The sequence below is a fragment of the Gordonia terrae genome, from assembly GCF_051789125.1.
Classification (GTDB): Bacteria; Actinomycetota; Actinomycetes; order Mycobacteriales; family Mycobacteriaceae; genus Gordonia; species Gordonia terrae_A.
On the sequence record NZ_CP196526.1, the window covers coordinates 3,536,089 to 3,560,207 of the forward strand.

23 protein-coding genes and 1 pseudogene are annotated in these 24,119 nt (G+C 67.1%); 11 read left to right on the forward strand and 13 right to left on the reverse strand.

Annotation, left to right across the window (positions count from 1 at the left end; translation table 11 throughout):
• Positions 1 to 8 precede the first annotated feature (8 nt).
• Entirely contained in the window at positions 9 to 1,232 is a 1,224-nt protein-coding gene (locus ACSUZC_RS16080) for an acyl-CoA dehydrogenase family protein (RefSeq protein ID WP_439029505.1), read from the reverse strand.
• Between the two features lie 183 nt (positions 1,233 to 1,415).
• On the opposite strand from ACSUZC_RS16080, the gene ACSUZC_RS16085 reads away from it, so the two are divergent.
• The 6 genes and pseudogenes from ACSUZC_RS16085 to ACSUZC_RS16110 form a co-directional block, all read left to right on the forward strand.
• Positions 1,416 to 3,812 (forward strand): acetyl-CoA acetyltransferase, encoded by a 2,397-nt coding sequence (locus ACSUZC_RS16085; RefSeq protein WP_439029506.1) that lies wholly within the window; start codon positions 1,416 to 1,418, stop codon positions 3,810 to 3,812.
• 124 nt (positions 3,813 to 3,936) lie between these two features.
• Entirely contained in the window at positions 3,937 to 5,178 is a 1,242-nt protein-coding gene (locus tag ACSUZC_RS16090; RefSeq protein ID WP_439029507.1) for an AI-2E family transporter, read from the forward strand.
• A gap of 90 nt (positions 5,179 to 5,268) precedes the next feature.
• Positions 5,269 to 6,501: an acyl-CoA dehydrogenase family protein gene (locus tag ACSUZC_RS16095; protein WP_439029508.1), complete on the forward strand. Its 1,233-nt coding sequence runs from the start codon at positions 5,269 to 5,271 to the stop codon at positions 6,499 to 6,501.
• A gap of 19 nt (positions 6,502 to 6,520) precedes the next feature.
• Positions 6,521 to 7,672, forward strand: a complete 1,152-nt coding sequence (locus tag ACSUZC_RS16100; RefSeq protein ID WP_439029509.1) for an acyl-CoA dehydrogenase family protein — start codon at positions 6,521 to 6,523, stop codon at positions 7,670 to 7,672.
• Between the two features lie 365 nt (positions 7,673 to 8,037).
• Positions 8,038 to 9,219 carry a Cmx/CmrA family chloramphenicol efflux MFS transporter gene (locus tag ACSUZC_RS16105; protein ID WP_439029510.1) on the forward strand — a complete coding sequence of 394 codons (1,182 nt, stop codon included), beginning with the start codon at positions 8,038 to 8,040 and terminating at the stop codon, positions 9,217 to 9,219.
• Between the two features lie 62 nt (positions 9,220 to 9,281).
• Positions 9,282 to 9,558: pseudogene (locus ACSUZC_RS16110) on the forward strand (integrase core domain-containing protein); the annotation flags it as partial.
• Here ACSUZC_RS16110 and ACSUZC_RS16115 read toward each other — a convergent pair.
• The gene (locus tag ACSUZC_RS16115) at positions 9,555 to 10,346 is read right to left on the reverse strand and encodes an enoyl-CoA hydratase (protein WP_439029511.1); all 792 of its coding nucleotides are present in this window, start codon (positions 10,344 to 10,346) and stop codon (positions 9,555 to 9,557) included. The pseudogene ACSUZC_RS16110 and the gene ACSUZC_RS16115 sit on opposite strands and share 4 nt — an antisense overlap.
• The gene (locus tag ACSUZC_RS16120) at positions 10,343 to 10,903 is read right to left on the reverse strand and encodes a hypothetical protein (protein ID WP_439029512.1); all 561 of its coding nucleotides are present in this window, start codon (positions 10,901 to 10,903) and stop codon (positions 10,343 to 10,345) included. Before ACSUZC_RS16120 ends, ACSUZC_RS16115 begins: the two co-directional genes overlap by 4 nt.
• A gap of 60 nt (positions 10,904 to 10,963) precedes the next feature.
• Between ACSUZC_RS16120 and ACSUZC_RS16125 the strand changes: the two genes are divergently transcribed.
• A complete protein-coding gene (locus ACSUZC_RS16125) occupies positions 10,964 to 12,049 on the forward strand; it encodes an NADH:flavin oxidoreductase/NADH oxidase (RefSeq protein ID WP_439029513.1) in 1,086 nt (361 codons plus the stop codon).
• 9 nt (positions 12,050 to 12,058) lie between these two features.
• Here the strand turns inward: ACSUZC_RS16125 and ACSUZC_RS16130 are convergent, their stop codons facing one another.
• A complete protein-coding gene (locus ACSUZC_RS16130) occupies positions 12,059 to 12,691 on the reverse strand; it encodes a TetR/AcrR family transcriptional regulator (RefSeq protein WP_439029514.1) in 633 nt (210 codons plus the stop codon).
• A 77-nt stretch (positions 12,692 to 12,768) separates the two neighbouring features.
• Here ACSUZC_RS16130 and ACSUZC_RS16135 point away from each other — a divergent pair, with 77 nt between their 5' ends.
• Both ACSUZC_RS16135 and ACSUZC_RS16140 read left to right on the forward strand, forming a co-directional pair.
• Positions 12,769 to 14,076: a cytochrome P450 gene (locus tag ACSUZC_RS16135; RefSeq protein WP_439029515.1), complete on the forward strand. Its 1,308-nt coding sequence runs from the start codon at positions 12,769 to 12,771 to the stop codon at positions 14,074 to 14,076.
• 275 nt (positions 14,077 to 14,351) lie between these two features.
• Positions 14,352 to 14,687: a transglycosylase family protein gene (locus tag ACSUZC_RS16140; RefSeq protein WP_439029516.1), complete on the forward strand. Its 336-nt coding sequence runs from the start codon at positions 14,352 to 14,354 to the stop codon at positions 14,685 to 14,687.
• A 96-nt stretch (positions 14,688 to 14,783) separates the two neighbouring features.
• Here ACSUZC_RS16140 and ACSUZC_RS16145 read toward each other — a convergent pair whose 3' ends face one another.
• The gene (locus ACSUZC_RS16145; protein WP_439029517.1) at positions 14,784 to 15,203 is read right to left on the reverse strand and encodes a hypothetical protein; all 420 of its coding nucleotides are present in this window, start codon (positions 15,201 to 15,203) and stop codon (positions 14,784 to 14,786) included.
• Between the two features lie 51 nt (positions 15,204 to 15,254).
• Positions 15,255 to 15,434, reverse strand: coding sequence for a hypothetical protein (locus tag ACSUZC_RS16150; RefSeq protein WP_439029518.1), 180 nt, complete (start codon positions 15,432 to 15,434; stop codon positions 15,255 to 15,257).
• A 41-nt stretch (positions 15,435 to 15,475) separates the two neighbouring features.
• On the opposite strand from ACSUZC_RS16150, the gene ACSUZC_RS16155 reads away from it, so the two are divergent.
• A complete protein-coding gene (locus ACSUZC_RS16155; RefSeq protein WP_439029519.1) occupies positions 15,476 to 16,216 on the forward strand; it encodes a guanylate cyclase in 741 nt (246 codons plus the stop codon).
• Positions 16,217 to 16,227: 11 nt separating this feature from the next.
• On the opposite strand, the gene ACSUZC_RS16160 is transcribed toward ACSUZC_RS16155, so the two are convergent.
• Entirely contained in the window at positions 16,228 to 16,842 is a 615-nt protein-coding gene (locus ACSUZC_RS16160) for a TetR/AcrR family transcriptional regulator (RefSeq protein WP_439029520.1), read from the reverse strand.
• 107 nt (positions 16,843 to 16,949) lie between these two features.
• Between ACSUZC_RS16160 and ACSUZC_RS16165 the strand changes: the two genes are divergently transcribed.
• A complete protein-coding gene (locus ACSUZC_RS16165) occupies positions 16,950 to 17,771 on the forward strand; it encodes an SDR family NAD(P)-dependent oxidoreductase (RefSeq protein ID WP_439029521.1) in 822 nt (273 codons plus the stop codon).
• 13 nt (positions 17,772 to 17,784) lie between these two features.
• Here ACSUZC_RS16165 and urtE read toward each other — a convergent pair whose 3' ends face one another.
• The 6 genes from urtE to ACSUZC_RS16195 form a co-directional block, all read right to left on the reverse strand.
• Entirely contained in the window at positions 17,785 to 18,477 is a 693-nt protein-coding gene (gene urtE, locus ACSUZC_RS16170) for an urea ABC transporter ATP-binding subunit UrtE (RefSeq protein WP_439029522.1), read from the reverse strand.
• A 2-nt stretch (positions 18,478 to 18,479) separates the two neighbouring features.
• Positions 18,480 to 19,364: an urea ABC transporter ATP-binding protein UrtD gene (gene urtD, locus ACSUZC_RS16175; protein ID WP_439029523.1), complete on the reverse strand. Its 885-nt coding sequence runs from the start codon at positions 19,362 to 19,364 to the stop codon at positions 18,480 to 18,482.
• The gene (gene urtC / locus ACSUZC_RS16180; protein ID WP_439029524.1) at positions 19,361 to 20,473 is read right to left on the reverse strand and encodes an urea ABC transporter permease subunit UrtC; all 1,113 of its coding nucleotides are present in this window, start codon (positions 20,471 to 20,473) and stop codon (positions 19,361 to 19,363) included. Before urtC ends, urtD begins: the two co-directional genes overlap by 4 nt.
• On the reverse strand, positions 20,470 to 21,357 hold the full coding sequence (urtB, locus tag ACSUZC_RS16185; protein WP_439029525.1) for an urea ABC transporter permease subunit UrtB: 888 nt from the start codon (positions 21,355 to 21,357) through the stop codon (positions 20,470 to 20,472). The genes urtC and urtB overlap by 4 nt, the downstream gene beginning before the upstream one ends.
• Before the next feature lie 100 nt (positions 21,358 to 21,457).
• Entirely contained in the window at positions 21,458 to 22,771 is a 1,314-nt protein-coding gene (urtA, locus tag ACSUZC_RS16190) for an urea ABC transporter substrate-binding protein (protein WP_439029526.1), read from the reverse strand.
• A gap of 278 nt (positions 22,772 to 23,049) precedes the next feature.
• Positions 23,050 to 24,096 carry an oxygenase MpaB family protein gene (locus tag ACSUZC_RS16195; protein WP_439029527.1) on the reverse strand — a complete coding sequence of 349 codons (1,047 nt, stop codon included), beginning with the start codon at positions 24,094 to 24,096 and terminating at the stop codon, positions 23,050 to 23,052.
• Positions 24,097 to 24,119 lie beyond the last annotated feature (23 nt).

A 24,119-nucleotide genomic window follows, 5' to 3' on the forward strand; every position in this document is an offset into this window, starting at 1 on the left:
GGCTCGCCTTACTTCTGGCCGGCGCTCCAGGCATAGGGCAGGTCGGTGCCGTTGAGCACGTGATCGCCGACGGCCTGCAGCTTGAAGATCAGTGGATTGTGGACCGAGATCACCCGGGCATTGCGCCAGTGACGATCGAACCGCAGGCGTTCGGAGGTGATCGACGCACCGCCCACCTCGAACAGCTGTGTCGTCGCGTCGAGGACGCTCGGGATGATCGCGGCCTGGGCTCGCGCCACGTCGAATTCCACCCGGTCCAGCAGCTGTTCGTCTTCCCAGCCGGCCGATGCGAGCTCGTCGAGCTCATCGGCGATGTCGAGGACGAGGGTTCGCGCGGCGTACGCGGCCGCCGACAGCCGGCCGATCACCTGCTGCACGAGCGGATCGTGCCGGGGCAGATCGGCGGTCGAATGGGTGAACGTGCGGGTCCGGTCCCGCACCCAGCCGACGACGTCGTCGGTCGCGCGGGACGCGATTCCGGCGAGCACCGCCAGCTGCACCAGCTGTAGGTACGACGTCGCATAGGTCCGCCCCTCGCCGCCGTAACCCGGGCCGAGAATGCGATCGGCGGGCACGCGCACGCCGGCGAACTCGGTGGTACCGCTGGCGGTCAGGCGCTGCCCGAATCCGTCCCAGTCGTCGTGCTGGGTGACGCCCTCGGCGGTGGCGTCGACGAGGACCGACACACGCTCACCGTCGCGGTCGGCGGCGACGAGGATGTGATCGGCGTAGAGGCTGCCGGTGCTGTAGTACTTGGTGCCGTCGAGCCGGTAGGCACCGTCGGTCTCGGCGTCGGGCGTCAGACGGGTCTGGTAGCGGTCGATGGCGCCGACGCCCGGCTCGGTGATCGCGTTGCCCACGAGCGTGCCTTCGCCGACCTTCCGCAACCACCCCTGCGCACCCTCGTCCGGCAGGGCCGCGAGCTGGTCCTCGACGAAGGACCAGTGCACGCGCAGGGCCTGGGGAAGATTGGACTCGGCCGCGGCCAGGTCGATCAGCAACCGGAAGAGTTGACGAATCGACGCGCCGTATCCGCCGAGTTCCACCGGCACGCGCAGGGCGCCGAATCCGGCGTCGCGCAACCAGGGCACCTCCTCGTGCGCCAGGCGTCGGTCGTCCTCTCGCCGGACGGCGTCCTCGGCGATACGCGCGAAGATCGGGGCGAACACCTCGTCGAGTTTCTCGTCGGCGGTGCCGGGGGCCGTGCGGGTGCCGGGCAGGGTGGACGTCATCGATGGTCCTTTCGGTCGCGGGCTGCTCGGCCGACAGTCTGCTCGGCCGCCGAATCCGCGGCCACGATTGAAACCGGGCTGAACGCAACACCCACGGTCGGGCACGCGGCACCGCACACTGGCGGGGCGCCCGGGGCACCTCCGATGAGACGTCGGACACCCAAGTGTGTATTTGTATTGGGTATGCCAACAACGCCCGTTGATATCGATCCGAACACTCCCGTCGTCGTCGGCGTCGGCCAGGCGTCGGAGCGCTTGACCGATCCGGGCTACGAGGCGCTCGGTGAGGCCGATCTCGCGGCGCGCGCGGTCACCGCCGCATTCGCCGACACCGGAGCCGAGGTCGCGACGACGATCGACACGATCGCCGCCATCCGCTCCTTCGAGATCTCCAGCCCGCTGTCGTCCTCGCCCCTGGGGCGCCCGGACAACATGCCCCGCGCCGTCGGCAACCGGGTGGGCGTCGATCCACGCCGTGCCATCCAGGCCGTGACCGGTGGGCAGAGCCCGCAGACGATGCTGACCGAGCTCGCCGGCACCATCGCCGCGGGCGAGTCGGAGGCCGCACTCATCTTCGGCGTCGAGGTCATGTCGACCGTCCGTCATCTCATGTCCCAGCCGGAGGATTCGCGTCCGAGCTTCGCCGAGGAGGTCGGCGGCCAGCTCGAAGACCGCGGGTTCGGACTCAAAGGCATCATCTCGGTTGCCGAGATGCGCCACGGACTGGCGTCGGTGCTCCCGCAGTACGCGTTGCTGGAGAACGCCCGCCGGCACGATTCCGGGCTCGGTCGCGACGCCTACATCGCCACGATGGGCGAGCTGTTCGCACCGTTCACCGACGTCGCCGCGGCCAACCCGCATTCGGCCGCGCCCACCGCTCGCGGTGCCGCTGAACTCGTCACCGCCACACCGGAGAACCGGGTGGTCGCCGACCCGTTCACGCGCTACATCGTGGCGCGCGATCAGGTCAACCAGGCCGCGGCGGTCGTCGTGATGTCGGTGCGTGCGGCGCAGGCCGCCGGCATCGATCCCTCACGATGGGTGTTCCTGCACGGTCATGCCGCGACGGTCGAACGCACGGCTCTGGCGCGACCCGACCTCGGCGCCGCGCCCGCCGCGCCGGCCGCGGTCCGGCACGCGCTGCAGGTCGCCGGGATCGGACTCGACGACATCGCCGTCCTCGACATCTACAGCTGTTTCCCGATCGCCGTGTTCAACGTCCTCGACGGTCTCGGCATCGCACCCGATGATCCGCGCGGCCTCACGGTCACCGGCGGCCTCCCCTTCTTCGGCGGCCCCGGGAACAACTACTCGATGCACGCGATCGCCGAGATCGTCGCGCGCGTACGGCAATCCCCCGGCGACTTCGGCCTCGTCGTCGCCAACGGCGGAGTCCTGAGCAAGCATGCGGCCGGGGTCTATTCGACGACGCCCGCGCCATGGCGTCCCGACACCAGCGCGGAGGTGCAGGCGGCCCTCGATGCGGTGCCCACCGTCCCCACGATCGCCGACGCCGACGGCGCCGCCGTCCTCGAGACCTATACCGTCATCCCGCAGAAGAACGGCCGCCGCACCGGTGTGGTCATCGCTCGACTCGTCGATCCGGACGCGAAGGACGGCCTCGGCGCCCGGTTCGTCGCCAACCTCGACTCCGACGACGACGAGTTCTTCGACCTGCTCCTCACCTCAGACGACCCGGCCGGCACGCCCATCGTGGTGCGGTCGTTCGACAAGGGCAATCGGGTGAAACTCACCGGCGCGGCAATGGCCGCAAAATATCCGGTCACCGCACCCGCGTTCCGCGACTCCTATGAGCACGTGGAGATCAGGCGGGACGGCCACCTCCTCGAGGTGACCATCAACCGTCCCGACGCCCGCAATGCCCTCAACCCGGCCGCGAACGCCGAACTCGACTCGATCTTCGACGCCTACTTCGCCGACCCCGAACTCTGGGTCGCGATCCTGACGGGCAAGGGCGACAAGGCTTTCTCGGCCGGCAACGATCTCGCCGCCACCGCGAGCCCGGCCGCGCTCTCGGTGCCCAAGAACGGATTCGCGGGGCTGACGTCGCGACGGAACCTGCCCAAGCCGGTCATCGCCGCGGTCAACGGTTTCGCCCTCGGCGGCGGTTGCGAGATCGCGATGGCGTGTCACGTCGTCGTGGCCGACGAGGACGCATCCTTCGGCCTGCCCGAGGTGAAGGTCGGATTGGCCGCCGCCGCAGGCGGTCTGGTGCGCCTGCCGCGTATGGTTCCGCCGGCGTTGGCCCGCGACATGATCCTGACCGGACGCCGCATCTCCGCCGCCGAAGCCGTCGCCGCGGGACTGGTGAGCCGAATCGCCCCCGCCGGAAAGGTTCTCGAGACCGCCCGCGGTGTGGCCGAGGAGATCCTGGCCGCCTCGCCCACCTCGGTGCGCGCGTCGATCGCCACCATGGAGCAGTCCGACGCCATCACCGACACCGTCGACGCGGTCCATGCCAGCGCCTCGGTGCTCGACTCGCTCATCATCAGCGGCGACACCCTGGAGGGGATCATGGCGTTCGTGATGAAGCGGACGCCCAAGTGGACGGGGCACTGAAGCTCGTCGAAATCGCGCGGATGGTCGCCGGATCCTGAAGACTCGACGGTGGCCACTCCGCGCGTTCGCGTGTCGGGGGGCCGCTGTTTCGACGATTCAGTCGTGTCCAGAAAGGCGGCACAGCATGTCCGGACGCAGTGGGGAGAGCAGCACCAAGACCCAGAAGCGCACTCCGCCGCAACCCGCCTACCGCGTCGACCCGCCCGATTGGACACTGCCGCGGGGCACCATCGTTCTCCTCACCATCGCCGGCCTCGTCGTCGCCATCGCCGGCATCAAGTCGGTGGCGTCGCTGGCCGGCCCGGTGTTCCTCGCGCTGATGCTCACCGTCGCCGTGCAGCCGGTCCCGACCTGGTTGCGCAAGAGGGGCTTTCCGCGGTGGGCGGCCTTCGTCACGACCGTGCTCCTGGTCTACGGGATCCTCATCGGACTGTTCGCGGCGCTGGTCTTCTCCGTCGCGCGCCTGGCGTCGATCCTGCCGCAGTACGACGACAAGTTCGACGACCTCGTCACCAGCTTCCAGAATTTCCTCACCAGTCACGGCGTCAGCCACGACAAGGTGCAGGACATGATCTCCCACGTCGACACCAGCAAGGTCGTCGGCGCGGTGACCGACGTGCTGGCCAGCACGTTCGGCGTCGCCTCGGCACTCGTGCTCGTCCTCGCCCTGTTGCTGTTCATGGCCGCGGACTCGGTCGGCTTCGACGACCGGATGAACGTCCTGGACCGGATGCGTCCCGACATCGCGTCGGCGTTCCGCTCCTTCTCGCAGGGGACGCGTAGCTATCTGTGGGTGTCGACGGTCTTCGGCCTCATCGTCGCCGTGCTCGACAGCGTGGCCCTCGCGCTCCTGTCCATCCCACTGCCCATCCTGTGGGGACTGCTGTCGTTCATCACCAACTACATCCCGAACGTCGGCTTCATCATCGGCCTCGTCCCACCCGCGCTGCTGGGCCTCCTCGACGGCGGGCCGACCACGATGCTCATCGTCATCGTCGTCTACAGCGCCATCAACGTCGTCATCCAATCGGTCATCCAGCCGAAGTTCGTCGGTGACGCGGTCGGTTTGTCGACGACTCTGACGTTCTTGTCCCTGCTCTTCTGGGCCTGGGCGATCGGACCGCTGGGTGCGATCCTCGCGGTCCCCCTCACCCTGCTCGCCAAGGCCCTGCTCATCGACATCGACCCCGCGACCCGGTGGGCGGACGTGCTGCTGTCCTCCGGCAGTCGCCCCGACGAGCCGGACCCGCCGGGCGATGACACCCCCGACGACGGCGCCCTCGCTCCCGCGGACACCGCCGACGCAACAGCGCCGGATATCGACCCACGATCGGCGGCGGACGTCACACCCGAACCCGAATCATGAGGCGGGCTACGCTCCGGGCCGATCATTGGGTAGATTCCCTTTCGACCCCCATCTGACCACAACCGTTTACAGATAGGTTGCGCACCGCTCATGGACATGAACTGGTCTCCGGACGACGCCGCGTTTCGCGACGAGGTCCGCGCGTTCCTCGACGAGAAACTGACCCCCGACCTACGCGCGGCGGGCACGCTGCGCACCAGCGTCTACTCCGACCACGAGGCCTCGATGACGTGGCAGGCCATCCTGCACGAGCGCGGTTGGGCGGCGCCGGCGTGGCCGGTGGAGTACGGCGGTTGCGACTGGTCGCAGTCCCAGCACTACATCTTCAGCCGTGAGTCGATCCTCGCCGGAGCACCGTCGCTGTCGCCCATGGGCATCCGGATGGTGTCGCACGCGATCATGGCGTTCGGGACCGACGAGCAGAAGAACTTCTTCCTGCCGGGCATCCTCGACGGCAGCGTCTTCTTCTGCCAGGGCTATTCCGAGCCGGAGTCCGGGTCCGACCTCGCGTCCCTGTCGATGGCAGCGGTCGACGACGGGGACGACCTCGTCGTCACCGGGTCGAAGATCTGGACGACACACGCCTCGGAGGCCAACTGGATCTTCTGCCTGGTGCGGACGTCACGCCAGGAGCGCAAGCAGCAGGGCATCACCTTCGTCCTCATCGACATGAACTCACCGGGCATCGAGGTGCAGAACCTGGTTTTCGCGTCCGGCGAGCAGGTGCAGGCTCAGGTGTTCTTCGACGGTGTCCGCGTCCCCAAGAAGAACGTGCTCGGCAAGATCGACGACGGCTGGACCGTCGCCAAGTACCTGCTCGTGTTCGAGCGTGGCGGAGGCGCCGCGGCGCCGGCCCTGCAGGTGATGGCCGAGCAACTCGGTCGCGACGCGGCGTCGGTGACCGCCCCGAACGGCGGACCGCTGTCGGAGGACCCCGCGTTCGCCGCCAAGCTCACCGACATCCAGATCCGCGCGAAGATCCTCGAGGTGCTCGAATACCGTGCCCTGGCCGCGATGAGTTCCGGCAAGGACCCGGGATCGATCGCGTCGATGCTGAAGATCCTGGGCACCGAGCTGAGCCAGGAGATCACCACGCTGAGCCTGGAGGCCTCCGGTCCCCACGGGCGCGTCTTCCAGCCCCACGCGACCCGGCCGGGCGGACCGATCTTCCAGTACACGCCGCCCACCGACGGCTATGTCAGCGGCGAGCCGTGGCAGGCCGTCGCGCCGCTGCACTACTTCAACGACCGTGCGGGATCGATCTACGCCGGCAGCAACGAAATTCAACGAAACATCCTCGCCAAAGCGGCTCTGGGTCTCTGACGGTCACAGGAGAGAACTGATGGACTTCACACTCACACCCGAACAGCAATTGCTGTCCGACGGCCTCAACAAGTTCCTCGACGCACGCTACGACCTGCAGGTGAGCCGCGACGCGGCCAAGGTCGGCGAGGGTTGGCAGCCGAAGATCTGGAAGGCGTTCGTCGAGGACCTGGGCGTCGTCGGCGCGAGCCTGCCCGAGGAGATCGGCGGATTCGGTGGCGGCGCAGAGGAATTGATGGTGGTCACCGAGGCCCTCGGCCACGCCCTCGTCGTCGAACCGTTCGTCGACTCGGTGGTCCTGGGCGCCGGCCTGTTGCACGCCACCGGGAACCCCGCCGCGCTCGCCGCCGCCGGTCGTATCGCCGAGGGTGAGGCGCTCAGCGCACTTGCGGCACTGGAGGACGGTTCCGGCGGTGTCCTCTCGCGCATCGAGACGAGCGCCGACCGCAACGGCGACGAATGGGTCCTGAACGGCAGCAAAGCAGTCGTGACCACCGCCCCCATCGCCGACTACCTGATCGTCACGGCGCGCACGGCCGGCGAGCCGCATGATCCGGCAGGCCTCTCGCTGTTCCTCATCGACCTCGCCGGCGGCGCGCCGGAGGGCCTCGAGCTGCACAGGCTAAGGACCATCGACGACCGACAGGCCGCCGACATCACGTTCACCGACGTGCGCCTGCCCGCAGACGCCCTGATCGCCGACGACGGCGCGATCGAGATCCTCGAGAAGGCCTGGGACACCGCGATCGCCGCGGTCGTGTCGGAGGCGGTCGGATTGATGCGCAAGGTCTTCACCGACACCGTGGAGTACTCCAAGCAACGCGAGCAGTTCGGCGTGCCGATCGGCAGCTTCCAGGTCCTGCAACACCGGATGGTCGACATGCACCTGCAGCTCGAACAGTCCGTGGCCGCACAGTATTTCGCGATCCTGTCCCTCGACGGGGAGCCTGCCGAGCGGGCTGCCGCGGTGTCGGCCGCCAAGGCGACGATCAGCCGCGCCGCCCGCTTCATCGGGCAGAACGCGGTGCAGCTGCACGGCGGCATGGGCATGACCGAAGAGCTGGCCATCGGCCACTACTTCAAGCGGCTCACCGCCATCGAGTACGAGTTCGGCACCGCGGACGCACATCTGGCGCGTTTCGCCGCGGCCACCACGCAGATCGACGCCTGACCACCACGCAACGCCGACGAATCGCCACCTCCGTTCTTAGCGCCGTCTCCCACCGGCGCCGGGGTTCCGGGGTGGCGATTCGTCGTCGGCGCAGTTCTCCGCCGCAGGCGACTGGCTGTTGCTGGCCATGAGGTTGTTTACACGTCGGACTGGTGGCGGCGGATACGGGTAAGGTGAGCGGCATGTCGAGCCCTGAATCGGACACTCAGGGGCTTTCGGTCACGCCGTCAGCCCCTCACCTCCGCTGAGTCCGTAACCCCGCTGCTGACCGCGCTACGCGCAGCACGACCTACGGGTGCCATTCGGGCGCTGACCGTGGTGACGAGACGTTCTCTTGTTCGTACTCTCACTTCGGAGCTATCTCGATGCCTTTTGCTCTCTATCTCCTTGCCCTGGTGGTTTTCACCATGGGCACTTCTGAATTCATGCTTGCTGGCCTCGTGCCCGACATCTCCACGTACTTCGGTGTTTCCGTGGGGACTGCTGGTCTCCTGACATCGGCGTTCGCCGCAGGCATGGTGATCGGTGCGCCTGCCGTGGCCGCGTTCACTCGTCGTCTCCCTGTGAAAGCAACCCTCCTGGGGTGCGTGCTCGTATTCGCCCTGTCCCATGTCGTAGGAGCACTCACACCCGACTTCACGGTCCTGTTCATCACGCGCGTGATCGCGGCGATCGTGAACGCGGGCAGTTTGGCGGTCGCGCTGGGCGCGGCGGCGAAACTCGTTGCGGCCGACGCTAAGGGCCGGGCCGTGGCGGTTCTGCTCGCGGGTACCACCGTCGCCACCGTTGCTGGTGTCCCAGCCGGTGCACTGCTCGGGGCCGCACTCGGCTGGCAGTCGACCTTCTGGGCGATCGCTCTGCTCTGCATCCCCGCCGCGATCGGCATCGCAGCAGGCTTCACCACCCGAGCTGACGACTCGACAACTGAGGGAGCGTCCTCGCCGTCTCTGCGCTCGGAGCTGGCGCAGCTCTTGTCCCCGCGCCTCGTTCTGACGATGCTGCTCGCTGCCCTGGTGAATGCAGGAACTTTCGCGACCCTGACGTTCCTTGCGCCGATCGTGACGGACACCTCTGGCCTGAGTGAGTGGTGGGTATCGGTGGCGCTCGTGCTCTTCGGAGTCGGTTCCTTCATCGGTGTCACTGTTGCGGGACGGCTCTCGGATGCCCGACCCCGACTCGTCATCGTGGCCGGTGGCAGCATTCTTGTGCTGGGGTGGATCGCGTTGGCGCTCTTCGCGACGACTCCCGTTGCCCTGCTCGGGCTCGTCTTCGTCCAGGGCGTCTTGGGGTTTGCTGTCGGGAGCACGCTGATCACGCGAGTGCTCTACGCGGCATCGGCTGCGCCGACGATGGCTGGGTCGTACGCGACCGCGGCACTCAACGTGGGTGCAGTGGTTGGTCCCCTCCTCGGCGCTGCCGCGCTCGGCGTGATGCCCGGCGCGCTCGGGCCTGTTTGGGTGGCCGTCATCGCAACGGCAGCGGCATTGCTCTTGGCCGTACCTCTTCTCAGGCGGATCGCTCCCACGGAGAGCGAAGTGACCAAGTGACGCATGCGAACTCGCCCTTGACAGTCGAAGGTCGTCGTCGGCTCGTCAACCGTTGTCGGACTCGGGCGGCCGCGTTCGCCGCCTCGATAGGCGAGGGCCGGCACCAGCGCATCACGCCCTACACGCCACGTCACAACGGGAAGATCGAGCGCTACAACCGCATCCCCGCCGAAGAATTCCTCTACGCCCGCACCTGGAACAGAACAGCAACGGGCCGCAGCACTCGAGGTCTGGAACCGTCACCACAACTACCACCGACCACACGGCGTGCACGGCGGACAACCACCGGCCTCGGCGACGCCGTCACGCGTCAACAACGTCCTAGCCTCTTACAACTAGCTGTCGGTCCAGACCGGCTCGCGCTTCTCGAGGAAAGCCGAGATGCCCTCCTGCGCGTCACAAGTCATCGCGTTGGTCGCCATCGTCTCGCCCATCTCGTCGTACGCAGCCGCCTCGGCCAGTTCGATCTGACGATAGAAGGCCTGTTTGCCGATCGACACCGTCCGCGCGCTCGACCCGGCGATCCGCAGGGCGAGTTCCCGGACCGTTCCGGCCAGGTCCGCGTCGTCGGCCACCCCGCTCAGCAACCCCCAGTCGAGAGCGGTCTCGGCGTCGACGACCTCCCCGGTCAACAACATGTGCATCGCCCGCTTGCGGCCGACGGCGCGGGACAACGCGACCATCGGGGTGGAACAGAACAGCCCGATCCGCACACCGGGCGTGCTGAACCGGGCACTGCGTCCGGCGACAGCGAGATCACATGTCGCGACGAGCTGACAGCCCGCGGCGAACGCCATTCCCGCGACTTCCGCGATGACCGGTTGCCGGACCTCGTGGACGGTCCGAATCAGTTCGGTGCAGGTCGCGAACACCGCCCGCTCGTCGTCGAGGGTCCGGTCGACGAGTTCACCGAGATCATGCCCGGCGGAGAACGCCGGCCCGAGCGCGCGGATCACGATCACCCGTACGCGCGGGTCGTCGTCGAAGTCGCGCAGAGCGGTCGTGATGGCACGCATCGTGTTGGTGGACAACGGATTCCGCCGTCGCTCGTCGCCCAGCGTGATCACGCCCACCGATCCGTCGACCTCGACCGACACCGCTTCCCCGACCGCCACCGAATCGCTCATCGCCGAAACCTCACTTTCTCTCGGGAATCGTCTCCCCCAGGGACGCGGTAACGTCCGCCCACCGCGACGTACGCGGTGTAGCCGAGCAGCGCCACGAGGTAAAGCACGACCGGAACCACGAAACTCCACCCGCCCGCCGAGGTCTCACCCGACGCGGAGAAAACCGTGGTGGCCGCAAGTAACCAGGCCAGCAGCACCATGGTTGCCGCCCCGAGTACCTGGAGGTCGGCGCTCATCCTCCGGTTGAACTCGTCGCGGTTCGCCGGACGCATCCAGTACTCCTTGCGGCGCCGCCCGGGCAGGTTGATCGCACCCGCGGGCAGCCGCGCCAGCAACCATCCCGACGAGCCGAACAACACCGCGAACGCGACCCCGACGACGCCGAGACCTCCCAGCACGACCCACTTCGAATCCCACCGGGTGACCTCGCCAGAGGCGTCGATGTGACCGGCGATCTCGGTCGGGCCTGCGACGGCGCCCGCCACCCACACCGCAGCGAACACGACCGCGGCGAGCACGAAGGTCCATCGCTGCGGTGTTGACGAGGATTCGGTCACGCCTCGACGATATGACAGCGCACCGGGAATACGCCGCACGACCGATCGTTGAGTCTTCTCGTGACGAATACCTCGCTGTTCGAACCGATCACCCTCCGCGGCGCCGAGATCCCCAACCGCATCTGGCTGGCGCCGATGTGCCAGTACAGCTGTTTCGCCGGGGACGGCGTGCCCACCGACTGGCACCTGACCCACCTGGGCGGACGCGCGGCGGGCGGGTTCGGGCTCATCCTCACCGAGGCCGCGGCCGTCGTCCCTGAGGGCCGCATCAGTCCGCAGGACGCCGGCCTCTGGAACGACTCGCAGGCCGACGCGTGGCGGCGCATCGTCGACTTCGTACACGGCCAGGGTTCTGTCATCGGCACCCAGCTCGCGCACGCCGGCCGCAAGGCCTCCACCTACGCGCCGTTCGACGACCGCTCGGGCGCGATCGCAGACGCTGACGGCGGATGGACGACGGTCGGCCCGTCCGATGTCGCCTTCGAGGGACTGCCCGCCCCCACCGCGATGACGACCGACCAGATCGCCGAGGTCGTCGACGCGTTCGCACAGGCCGCCCGCCGCGCCGATGACGCGGGGTTCGACGTGGTCGAGGTCCACGCGGCGCACGGTTACCTGCTCCACCAGTTCCTGTCGCCTTTCTCGAATCACCGCACCGACGCCTACGGCGGAGATTTCGAGGGGCGCACCCGGTTCACCGTCGAGGTCGTCGACGCAGTCCGCGAGGTGTGGCCAGCGTCGAAGCCGCTGTTCGTGCGCGTCTCGGGCACGGAGTGGACCGACGGTGGCTGGGATGTTGACGAGTCGGCTCGGCTCGCGACGCTGCTGGCCGAGCGAGGTGTCGACCTGATCGATGTGTCCTCAGGCGGCAACGTGCTCGCCGACATTCCGGTCGGGCCCGGCTACCAAGTCGACCTCGCGCGATCGATCCACCGCGATTCGGGCGTACCGACCGCGGCAGTGGGACTCATCACCGAGCCCGATCAGGCCGAGAAGGTCGCGGGCGACGACGACATCACGGCAGTGTTCTTCGGTCGCGTCGCACTGCGGGAGCCGTCGTGGCCGCTGCGCGCCGCACACGAACTCGGCATCGACCGACGTGAGGCGCCCTATCCCCCGCAGTACCAGCGCGGTTCCTGGCACTGAACCGCGGACTCAGCGCGGCGCCACCAGCGCGAGTGACGCCGCGGTGGCCGGTTCGACTATCGACGACAGCGGGGCGCCGGATTCGACAGCACCGGCGGTCAGCTCCCGGAAACCACCCCACAGGAAGATCGCACGCTGGCGGTCCATCGGGGTCACCCCCGCTGCGGCCATCGTCGGGGTCGAGGTGAGGCCGACGAAGAGTGCGATCCACGCTTCCAACGCCTCGTCTATGACCGTCTGGGCCGCGCTGCCGAGTGCGGGCAGCTCGCGAATCCAGCTCAAGGTGAGACCCGGATACCGCTCGCTCGCAGTGACGTACGACGAGACCGCTTGCCGCACTTGCTCTTCGATGGATGCTTCCGGATCGACGCGCCGTGCGATCTCGGCGATGAGGAATTCGTTGGTGACGGTCAGCAGTGCGAAGAAACATGTCTGCTTGTCGGCGAACTCCTGGTAGAACGATCGCCTCGAGGTCCGCGCGACCCGCACGATGTCGGCGACGGTGGTGTCGCGGTAGCCCGCCTCGGCAATGCACTCGAGCATCGCCGCGAGCAGCCGATCGCGAGCACTCGCCGTTGAGATCAGCCACGGCGCCGGGAGAGGAGCGGGCGGGCCCAGTCCAGCATTCACACGTTCGAGCATAGGGCCTTGTCCCCAGTGGTACGTGAGCGTACCGTCGCTGGTACGTCCACGTACCAGCGATCCGGAGTGTCGATGCCATGAGCGCGCCCACCCTGAGCACCAGCGCCGATCTGCCGCCCGCGACCAGGATGCCGTCCGCGCTCCAGGGCGTTGCCGCCGTCGTGTCCCGGCGGCACTTCTTCGCCCGCCTGCATCGACGCCTCGGCCCCGCGTTCACCGTGCGACTACCCGTCTTCGGCCCGGCGGTCGTGATCTCCGATGCCACCCTCGCCCGTCGACTGTTCACCGCAGGCGACCAGGTGAGCAACATCCAACCGAACCTGGGCCGGATACTCGGCGCCCGGTCGATGTTCGCCCTCGAGGGCAACCGGCACCGCGCACGCCGCAAGTTGTTGACCCCGCCCCTGCACGGCAAGCGGATGAAGGCCTACGAACAGATCGTCGTCGACGAGGTCCGTGCCGAGACCGCCACCTGGCGACCCGGCGTCGAATTCGCCTCGCTCGAACCGATGATGCGGATCACCCTCAACGTCATTCTGCGCGCGGTGTTCGGCGCCGAGGGCGACGACCTCGATCGGCTCCGCCGGATGATCCCGCCGATGGTCACCGTCGGTTCGCGCGCCGCGACCACCCCGGCCCTTCCGCGCTTCTTGCGTCCGATCGACCCCAATCACCGGTTCGCGCGGATGCACACCGAGTACCGGTCCTGCATCGACCGCGTGATCACCAAGGCGCGCAACGACTCCCGGTTCGATGAGCGCGACGACATCCTCGCGCTCATGCTGCGCAGCCGATACGACGACGGCAGTTCGATGACCGACGACGAGATCGCCGACGAGTTGCTCGCAATGCTCGCGGCCGGTCACGAGACCACCGCCACCACCCTCGCATGGGCATTCGAGCGGTTGCGCCGGCATCCCGACGTGCTCGCCCACCTGGTCGCCGAGGTCGACGAAGGCGGACACGAGTACCGCCACGCGACGATCCTGGAGACCCAGCGGAGCCGCCCGGTCATCGACTTCGCCGGACGGCATGTGGTCGCCGATCAACTCGAACTGGGCGACTGGCGCATTCCCCGTGGTCACAACGTCCTGGTGTCGATAGCCCTTCTCCACGACGACAGCCGCGAATTCGAGCACCCGGAACGCTTCGACCCCACCAGGTTCCTCGGGACCGCACCTTCACCCGCCTGGCTGCCGTTCGGTGGCGGCACGCGCCGCTGTATCGGCGCCGCCTTCGCGACCATGGAGATGGACGTGGTCCTGCGGACGCTGCTCCTCGACCACCAACTCCTGACGACGACAGCCCCTGCCGAGCGCTGGTTCTCCCGCGGCGTGGCGTACGCCCCGTTGCGCGGCGGTCGGATCGCCGTACGGCCGCGCTGATACCCACCGCGTGGGGCCCGCACAAGTGACGGGCCCCACATTCGTGTTGTGACCTTCCTCATCGAACGGTCCGAACACCGCCGCCGCGCCGGAGGTGGCGAAACCCGGGGATGCGCTGGGCATTCGGCGCAAGCTAACACCGTTATCCGAGCGTTATCCGATGCCCGCAGGTCACGACCTCGACGTGACCTAGCCGTTACCGAGCCCGTATGGTCGCCCACGGTCCGAGATCAACCGCCCTGCCAACCCCGGGGTGGTGAGGAGGAACGAAGACCATGCGAATGACCAAGACCCACATGACCAAGCTCGTCGCCCGCGCCGCAGTTGTCGGCGCACTGACCGCCGCCCCGTTCGGGATGCTGGCGTCGACCGCGAGCGCGGACAGCGGTAACTGGGACGCCGTCGCACAGTGCGAGAGCGGCGGCAACTGGGCCATCAACACCGGCAACGGTTACTACGGCGGCCTCCAGTTCTCGATGAGCACCTGGCAGGCCAACGGCGGCACCGGCAACCCGGCGGACGCCTCTCGCGAGGAGCAGATCCGGGTCGCCGAGAACGTCCTCGCCTCGCAGGGCCCCGGCGCGTGGCCGGTCTGCGGCGCGAACCTCTGACCCGATGACGGCACCCCGCGTGCCGTGACGGACTGAGACAGAACAAGGCCGGCGGGTCCTGAGGGATCCGCCGGCCTTGTGCGTCATCAGCCGTCGCTACGACGCCGAATCGTCCGGCCCGGCCTCGGTGATAGCGGTGTCCAGTGCGCTCACCGCGATGCCATAGGGCAGGAAGCGCACATTGCGACGCGGATCGGTGTTGTTCTTGTTCGCGCGCAGCGCGTCGAGTTCGGTGGCATAGACCTGTTCGACCCGTGCACCGCCGTCGTCATCGACGACGAAGACCGCCCAGACGCCCGACCCGGCCTCACCGGTGGTCTCTTCGCGGGGCTTGGTGCGAGTCCGTCCGCGCGACGCCTCGTCGAAGAACATCGAGAAGGCCGCCGGTCCGGCCTGCCCTTCGAAGAGTTTGCCGAAGACGTCCCGTAGTCCGTCCCCGGCCTCGCGTGCGAAGCGGTCGAAGTCCTCGGGCCCGAAGTTGAACGGCCCTCCGCCGAATCCGTTGTTGTCGGTCATGGTGACACCTCTCTGGCCGAACCCTGGCGGGCGACCTCGTCACCAGTGTCCTCAGGAATCGTCGGCACCGCCACTCCCGACCTGCGATTGCTGGTGTCGTTCGTGCAGCCGCGCTCGCACGTCGTCGGCCGAGTAGGACTTTCGCTGCCGCTGATCGCGGGCGACCATCACCCCACCCGTGGCCACGCCCACGGCACCGGCAAGACCCAGCCACTTCCACACATTCCTCATGCGGGCAGGATATGTCGCCCGGGACGCACTAGCCTTTGTCCGTGCCCACCAGCAGGAACCTCATCCGCGGAGACCACGCCGAAACCGGGATCCCGTTGTCGGCGGCGCTCGACGCCACGCGTACCGGTGACATCTGGCTCTTCCGTGGCCGTTCCGGTCCCGACCGGGCGATCCGCACCCTCACCAACGCACCGGTCAACCACGTCGCGATGGCCGTGTGCATCGACGATCTGCCGCCGCTGCTCTGGCATGCCGAGCTCGGCGACCGCCTGACCGATGTCTGGACGGGTTCCAACCACCGCGGCGTCCAGTTGCACGATGCCCGAGAAGCCATCGAGCAGTGGATGATTCGTTACAAACAGGCCTGCTGGTTCCGCCAACTGACACCCGAGGTCACCCAGGCCCAGGAAGACGAGCTGCTCCGCGTCGTCGCCAGACTCGACGGAACGCCGTTCCCCACCACGGCGCGACTGGCCGGGCGCTGGTTCCGCGGCCGGGTCCCCAACTCCACGGACCTCGTGCGTGGCATCCCCTATGTCGACCGCAAGGTCCGAGAGCGCCGCGACCTACGACAGAAGGCCCGCGCATCGGACGGCGACGGAATCGGTCTCGAAGCCGCCTACTGCGCCGAGGTCGTCGCGATCACCTACCGCGACATGAGCATTCTCGACGCAACCAAAGATTCCAACTGGTTCGATCCGGGTCGGTTCTGGAGCGGCGACCGGCTCCCCTTGCGGGCACCGCACGATCTCACCACCGAGATTCCCGTTCACCTCGACTGACCCGGAGCGGCTCAGCCGGACTGCCGCACCGGACCGAATGCTCGCAGGGTCGCGTCCACGAGCTGGTCGGCGTAGGCGTCGGTCAGCGGGCCGCTGCGGTGCAGCCATCGCTGGAAGAGCGGGGCGTAGAGCATCTCGAGGACGATGTCGAGGTCGGCGTCCGGATCCAGCTGACCGTCCCGCTGGGCACTGCGCAGCCGCGTCTTCTTCGCCTCGTCCAGCGGTTGTGCGAGCTTCTCCCGATACTCGTGGGCAAGCTCTGCGTCACTGGCGATCTCGGCATTCACCGCTCGGATCAGACGATCGAAGGTCGGGTCCGCGAACTCTTCGACGGTGGCCCGCATGACCGACTTCAGGTCGGCCTCGAGGTCGCCCGTGTCCGGAAACTCCACAGAGTGTGCGTCGGCACCTTCGCTCAGCGCGAGCACGGCCGCAAAGACAACCGCACTCTTCGACGGCCATCGTCGATAGATCGTCTGTTTGCCGACGCCGGCACGTGCGGCGATCGCTTCGACCGTCACCTTCTCGTAGGGCTGCTCTGCGACGAGTGCGCGAGTGGCCTCGAGTATCGCCTGGCGGGACCGAGCCCTCCGACGCGAGTGATCCGGCCCGCTTTTCTCTGTCACCGCCTCAGCGTAGTACAGAAACGAGACGGTGCGTATTGACATCGGGCGTCACACGCAACTACCTTCGTTCCGAGACGCAACGTTCCGTTTACCGAAGGTGGAGATCAATGACAACCCCACGAGTCTGGTTCATCACCGGCGCATCCCGCGGCCTCGGACGAGCCTTCACCGAAGCCGTCCTCGCTGCGGGTGACCGCGTCGTGGCCGCCGCGCGCAACGTCGATCCGCTCGAACCGCTGACCGACCGATACCCCCGACACCTGGTGCCTCTGTCGATGGACATCACCGACCGCGCCGCCGTGATCACCGGGGTCGAGAAGGCGGTGACCGCCTTCGGCCACGTGGACGTCGTTGTCAACAATGCCGGCGGCATGCTCTACGGCATGGTCGAGGAAGCCACCGAGGCCCAGATCCGGGCACACATGGATCTGAACTTCTTCGGCGCGGTCTGGGTTGCGCAGGCGATACTCCCCCACCTCCGTACCCGCGACGATGCACGGCTCCTGCAGGTCACGTCGATGGGTTCCGGCGGCGGAATGGCCACGGTCGGCTTCTACGGAGCAGGCAAGGCAGCGCTGGACTCGGTCAGTGAGGCGCTGGCGATGGAAGTCAGCCAGTTCGGCATCAAGGTCACGATCGTGCAGATGGGCGGCTACGAGACAACCTTGTTCACCACCGGCACAACGGCCACCGAACCACTGCCGGAGTACCAGGATCTCCGTACCGAGATGGAGACGATGTGGGGTGACGCCGTCGCACCTCCGCCGGCGACGGCCGCCGCCGTCATCATGGAGCTCGCGGCGCTCGCGGATCCTCCTCGGCGCCTCATCGTCGGAAGTCAGTCCTTCGACCACGTCCTGCAGATGGACCAGATGCGTGCGGACGACTATCGGAAGTGGGAGAGCCTCAGCCGGAAGGCTCCGGGCTGAGGCTCCGCCGCGCCTAGATCGTCATCGCTTCGCGCACCGCGTGTTCGGCAGCCGCGCCACCCTCACCCGACGAGGTGACCCGTCCACTCTCGAGGACGTAGTACTGCTGTGCGGCCTCGAGGGCGAAGCCGATGTGCTGTTCGACGAGGAGCACGCCGAGGCCGCCGCGCTGGGTGAGCGTGGTGATCGTCTGTTCGATCTCGGCGACCACCGAGGGTTGGATGCCCTCGGTGGGCTCGTCGAGGATCAGCATCCGCGGCTCGGTGATCAGCGCCCGCGCGATCGCGAGTTGCTGACGCTGCCCACCCGACAGGAGTCCGGCCCGGCGGCCGAGCAGCTCCTTGAGCGCCGGGAACATGTCCAGCATCTCGGCGATGAGTTCCTTGCCGCGCTTGCGGCCGTCGGCGACCACTTGCAGGTTCTCGGCGGTGGTGAGGTGGCCGAAGCTCTGCTGGCCCTGCGGCACATACGCGATCCCGTGGGCGACTCGCGCACTGGGCCGGGCACGTGTGATGTCGGCACCGTCGAAGGTGATCGTTCCCTTCGTGGTCTTCACCAGACCGACGGCCGCGCGCAGGAGCGTGGTCTTGCCTGCGCCGTTGTGTCCCATCACTGCGACGACACCGTCGGTGGGCACCTCGATGTCCACTCCGTGGATCACCTCGGTGCGCCCGTAACCTGCATGGATTCCGGACAGTTTCAGCATGTTCAGCCCTTCTCCTGCGTCGAGGGCACCGGAGGGCCGTCGAGCGCACCGTCGGTCTCCCCCGCGATCTCCTCGAGTTCCTCACCGCCGGCGGCTGTTCCGAGATAGACCTCCTGCACCTTCGGATTGGCCTGCACCTCGGCGACCGTCCCCTCGGCCAGAACACGCCCGCGTGCGAGCACCGTCACCGACGTCGCGAACGAGCGCATGAAATCCATGTCGTGTTCGACGACGACCACCGTGCGCTCTCCCCCGATGCGCCGCAACAGGTTCCCCGTCTCCTCCCGCTCCTCGTGGCTCATACCCGCCACCGGCTCGTCGAGCAAGAGCACAGACGCGTTCTGCACCAGCAGCATCCCGATCTCCAACCACTGCTTCTGGCCGTGGGCCAGCACACCGGCAGGCGTGTCCCGCAGATCCTGCAGACCGATGGTCTCGAGCGCCTCGGCGATCGAGTCCGGCACCTGCGCCGGACGACGCCGCAGCATCGTCCACACCGAACGCCCGGCACCCGCCGCGATGTCGAGGTTCTGCAGAACGCTCAATTCCTCGAAGACGCTGGCGGTCTGGAAGGTCCGCCCCACACCGAGACGCGCGATCTGGTGCACCTTCTTGCCGACGAGTTCGACCCCGGACTTCTGGATGGACCCGGTCGGTTTCACCAGACCCGTGATCGCGTCGATGATGGTGGTCTTCCCGGCACCGTTCGGTCCGATCAGGAAGCGCAGATCACCCTGTAGCAGAGTCAGATCCACATCCGACACCGCCTTGAAACCGTCGAATTCGACGCTGAGTCCGCGCACCTGGAGGTAGTCGCTGCTCATGCCGGCATTGCCGCCGGCCATCGGTGAGTGGTCGACGATCGTGGACGACCCGTGTTCGCTCATGTTGAGGCCCCTACCTTGCTGGCTGCGTGCTCGTCGATGTCGCCGGTGGGCGACAGATCAGAGGGTTTCTTCCTGCGCCACTTCATGATCGCTCCGATACCGGCGAGTCCCGCCGGGAAGAAGCCGACGACGACGATGAACAAGATGCCCTGCGCGTAGGTCCACCCGGAGGGGAAGTTCTCGGACAGGCTCGTCTGCGCCCACGCCACCGCGATGGCACCCAGAACCGGTCCGAGCAGTGTCGTGCGACCACCGATCGCCACCCCGATGAGGAACGCGATCGAGGGCACGATCCCGACATCGGCGGGCGAGATGATCCCGACGATGGGGACGAACATCGCCCCGGCGATGCTGGCGAAGAGCGCGGCGATCGCGTACGCGACGACCTTGACGTTGGCCGGGTCGTAACCGAGGAAGCGCACCCGCTCCTCTTGATCGCGGACGGCGACGAGGAGCTCGCCGTAGCGGCTGTACATCAGCTGCCGCGTGATGGCAACGACGGCGAGGAGGATGGCAGCGGTGATGAAGAACAGCAGCTGACGGTTGACCGGGTCGTTGAGCGCGAGGCCGAAGAAGCTCCGGAACCGGTTGAGCCCGTTGCTGCCTCCGGTCGTCTGCTGACCGATGAGCAGGATGGCGAAAGCCGCGGCGAGCGCCTGCGACAGGATGGCGAAGTACGCGCCCTTGACCCGTCGCTTGAACACCCCGAGTCCGAGCAGGATCGCGAGCAGTGTCGGCACCACCAGGATGCCGAGGATCGTCACCAGCGGCGATGCGAACGGCTGCCAGTATCCCGGCAGCTCCCGGATTCCGGCGATCTGCATGAAATCGGGCACGTCGTCGCCACGCAGCTCGGCGTCGGAGATCTTCAGGTGCATCGCCATGATGTAGGCGCCGAGACCGAAGTACACGCCCTGTCCGAGCGTGAGCATCCCGCCGCGTCCCCAGGCCAGACCGATACCGACGGCCACGATGCCGAAGCAGAGGAACTTGCCGAGCAGATTGAGACGGAAGTCGGAGAGGACCGCGGGGGCGACCCCGAACAGCAGGAGCGCGGCAACCGCGAAACCTGCCCAGACCTTCCACGAACCGCTGAAATAGTCCTTCACACGAGACTCCTCGACTGGACCGTGAACAGACCCTGCGGCCGGATCTGCAGGAAGATCACGATGATGACGAACACGGCGACCTTGGCCACCGACGCCGTCGTGTTGTATTCGATGAACGAGTTCAGGACACCGAGGGTGATGGCCGCGATGACCGCGCCCTTGATCTGGCCGAGACCGCCGATGACCACCACGAGGAACGCATCGATCAGGTACGTCATCCCGGTGTTGGAGCTGGTCGAGCCGATGAGCGTCAGCGCCACCCCGGCCACGCCGGCGAGGCCCGAGCCGATGAAGAACGTGGTGATGTCGGTGCTGCGGCTGGAGATACCGCTCGTCTCGGCGAGATCGCGATGCTGGACGACCGCCCGGATGCGCCGGCCCATCGACGTGTATTTCATGATGACCGCGATGGCGGTCACGGCGACCACCGCGAGCAGCATGATGAACAACCGCGTCTTGGGAACCACCGCACCGAGGATGTCGACGCCCCCGGACAACCACGACGGCGCGACCACGTCGACAGCGGGAGCGCCGAAGATGTCGCGGGCCAGCTGTTGCAGGATCAGTCCGACACCGAAGGTCACCAGCAGCGTGTCCAGCGGCCGGTCGTACATCCGTTTGATCAACGTCACCTCGAGGAGAACGCCCATCAGGCCGCCGACGAGGAACCCGATGACCAGCGAGATGATCAGGGACACACCGGCATTGGATACCAGGTATTCCTGCACCGAGTAGGCGGTGTAGGAGCCGGCCATGATGAACGATCCATGGGCCATGTTGATGACGCCCATCTGACCGAAGGTCAACGACAGGCCTAGAGCTGCCAGCAGCAGAATCGAACCGAGACTGAGCCCGGTGAAGAGCTGTCCGATAACGGTTTCCACGTGACTATCCGTTCGTCGGCGGCGTGTGCCGCGTTCGCCAAGGGGTGGGCCGTGCGCGACCCGTCCCGCGTCGTGGACGCGGGACGGGCCTTCGACGGTGTCAGTTGCTCAGGCCCTCGGCCCACGGGTAGGACTTCAGGAAGGGGTCAGGTTCGATCGGCTGACCCGAATCCCACACCGTGTAGATGAGCCCGTCGCCGCGGATCTCGCCGATGCGGGCGGTCTTGGTGATGTGGTTGTTCCCCCCGTCGATGGTGACGAGGCCTTCAGGAGCGTCGAAAGTGACTCCGCCGGCGGCCTTCTGGACGTCGGCCACGGCGAACGAGTTGGCCTTCTCGACGGAGTTCTTCCACAGGTACACCGACACGTAGGCGGCCTCCATCGGATCGGAGGTCGGCTTGTTGGCGCCGTATGCAGCCTTGTAGTCACGGACGAACGACGCGTTCGCCGGGTTGTCGATGGTCTGGTAGTAGTCCCACGCGACCAGCTGGCCCTCGATGTTGTCCACGCCGATACCGCCGACCTCTTCCTCGGCGATCGACACCGACACCACCGGCATCGCCTGCGGGGTGAGGCCGACGTTCTTGTACTCGCGGAAGAACGCGACGTTGGAATCGCCGTTGAGCGTGTTGAACACGGCATCGGCGTCGGCGGCCCGGACCTTGTTGACGATGGTCGAGAAGTCCGTCGAACCGAGCGGGGTGTAATCCTCGCCCTTGATCTCGATGCCGTTGGCCTCGGCGTATGCCTTGATCACGCGGTTCGCGGTCTGCGGGAACACGTAGTCGCTGCCCACGAGGTACAGGGATTTGACGCCCTTTTCCTTCAGGTATTCGAGGGCCGGGACGATCTGCTGGTTCGTGGTGGCGCCGGTGTAGAAGATGTTGGGCGAGGATTCGAGACCCTCGTACTGAACCGGGTAATACAGCAACGAATTGTTGTCCTCGAAGACCGGCAGCATGGCCTTGCGGCTCGACGACGTCCAACCGCCGAACACGGCTGCGACACAGTCGCTGGAGATCAGTTTCTCGGCCTTCTCGGCGAAGATCGTCGGCTCCGACGCCCCGTCCTCACCGACGAGGGTGATCTGTTTGCCCAGCACACCGCCGTCGTCGTTGATCTGGTCCACGGCGAGCTTGATGGAGTCACGCACCGTGACCTCCGAGATGGCCATCGTGCCCGACAACGAGTTCAGCGAACCGACCTTGATGGTGTCCCCGGAGGTGTCGACACAGGATTGGGCGGTCGACGCCGACTCGTCGCTGGCCGAGCTACCGCACGCGGTCAGCACCAGCGCGACCGCGGACAGCGCCGCGGGAATGAGGATGCCGTACCGCCTACGGCGCGAGGTCGAGGGCGCAGGCGGAGTTGTGTCCCCCGGGGGCGGGGCGGACGGCAACGAAACAGACGGCATCGGAAGCCTTTCTCACTACGTCTCAGGTCGACTCTGGTGGGGCCACGACGAGCACGCGGCATGACGCCGCGCGACCCCCCGATGAGATACGCGTCGCAACATGTTTGCGATCTCGCGTATGGGGGGTAAACGTATTTTGACTTTGTTACGCCGGCGTGACGAGAGATGAAATCGGTGTTTCCGCTTTCAGCGGACTCTCAGCCGATGCGCACCGACGAATGATGTTGCCGTCATTGAAGTTTGAGAAGCGTGGGTTTGACACCCCCGCACGAGGTGGGTTAGTGGGCGAAGGCGGCCTCGATCTCGGCCCGCGTCCGTTCAGGGTCGGATCCGAGTTCGTATCGCGGAAGGGTGTGCGGCACATCTGTTCCCTGCGCGACGCGCCGGCGCGCGGCTGCGAACTCCGGCGCCTCTCCCATCGTCAGGTGCGCGGAGTTGATGATGCTCCAGACCATGCTGCGGCGGACACGGCGTTCGACCGGGTTCGGGGCGCGATACATGATGAGCTGCTTCGCCCAGCGCGGCATGGTGTCACGGATCGCCCAGTCCACCGCTCCCTGCGCCGGGTTCTGCACGTTGCCACCGGTGGCCATCGCATTGCCGTGTGTCAGAGCCAGTTTCGGTAGATACTCCTCGAGGCAGGCGAGGGTCTCCGCTTTGGTCGTCGGCAGATCGGTGGCGCCGAGTGCGTGCCCGACGCGGACGAATTCCGCGTAGTAGCCGTCGAGTTCCGCACCGCGCAGCGGCCGCGGGTGATAGATCTCGTGAGCGGTCGCGATCCCCCAGACCACCGTCGCATAGTTCCACCGGAGCCAGGTCGGATCGTCGGCGTCGTAGGCGGCACCGTCGGGCCGCACCCCCTTGATCGTGTGATGCATCGAGCGCACCGTCCGTGCGAGCCGCTCTGCGGTCTCCGTGGAGCCGTAGGCGGTGCCCATGAAGAAGGCGAGCGAGTGGCCGAGGCGGGTCATGGCCCCGTCGGGGTCGATGGAGAGTGTCGGGGTGCCGTCCCCCCGACGCCGGACCAGCCGCGAGTGCTGGACTCCCATCCAGAAGATGCTCGGGTCCAGACGCTCGAGATACGCCGCGCACTGCAGTCCGAAGATCAGTGCGGGAGTGTGCGAATGCACGTACCAGGTCGCGCTGTCCGGCCCGAACCAGCCGGGGTCGCCTGCAGGGTTCTCGAAATCCATCCCGCGGAAGAACTTCGCCCGGACGTTCTCGTCGAACTTGCCGTTGAGCCAGGAGCCCACGAACTCATGCGGCAGGGTCAGCGGAACCCACTCGGTGGACGGGAGTCGTACGGGAGCCAGGGACACGGTCATCGACGGTCCTTCCGGGAAACGGG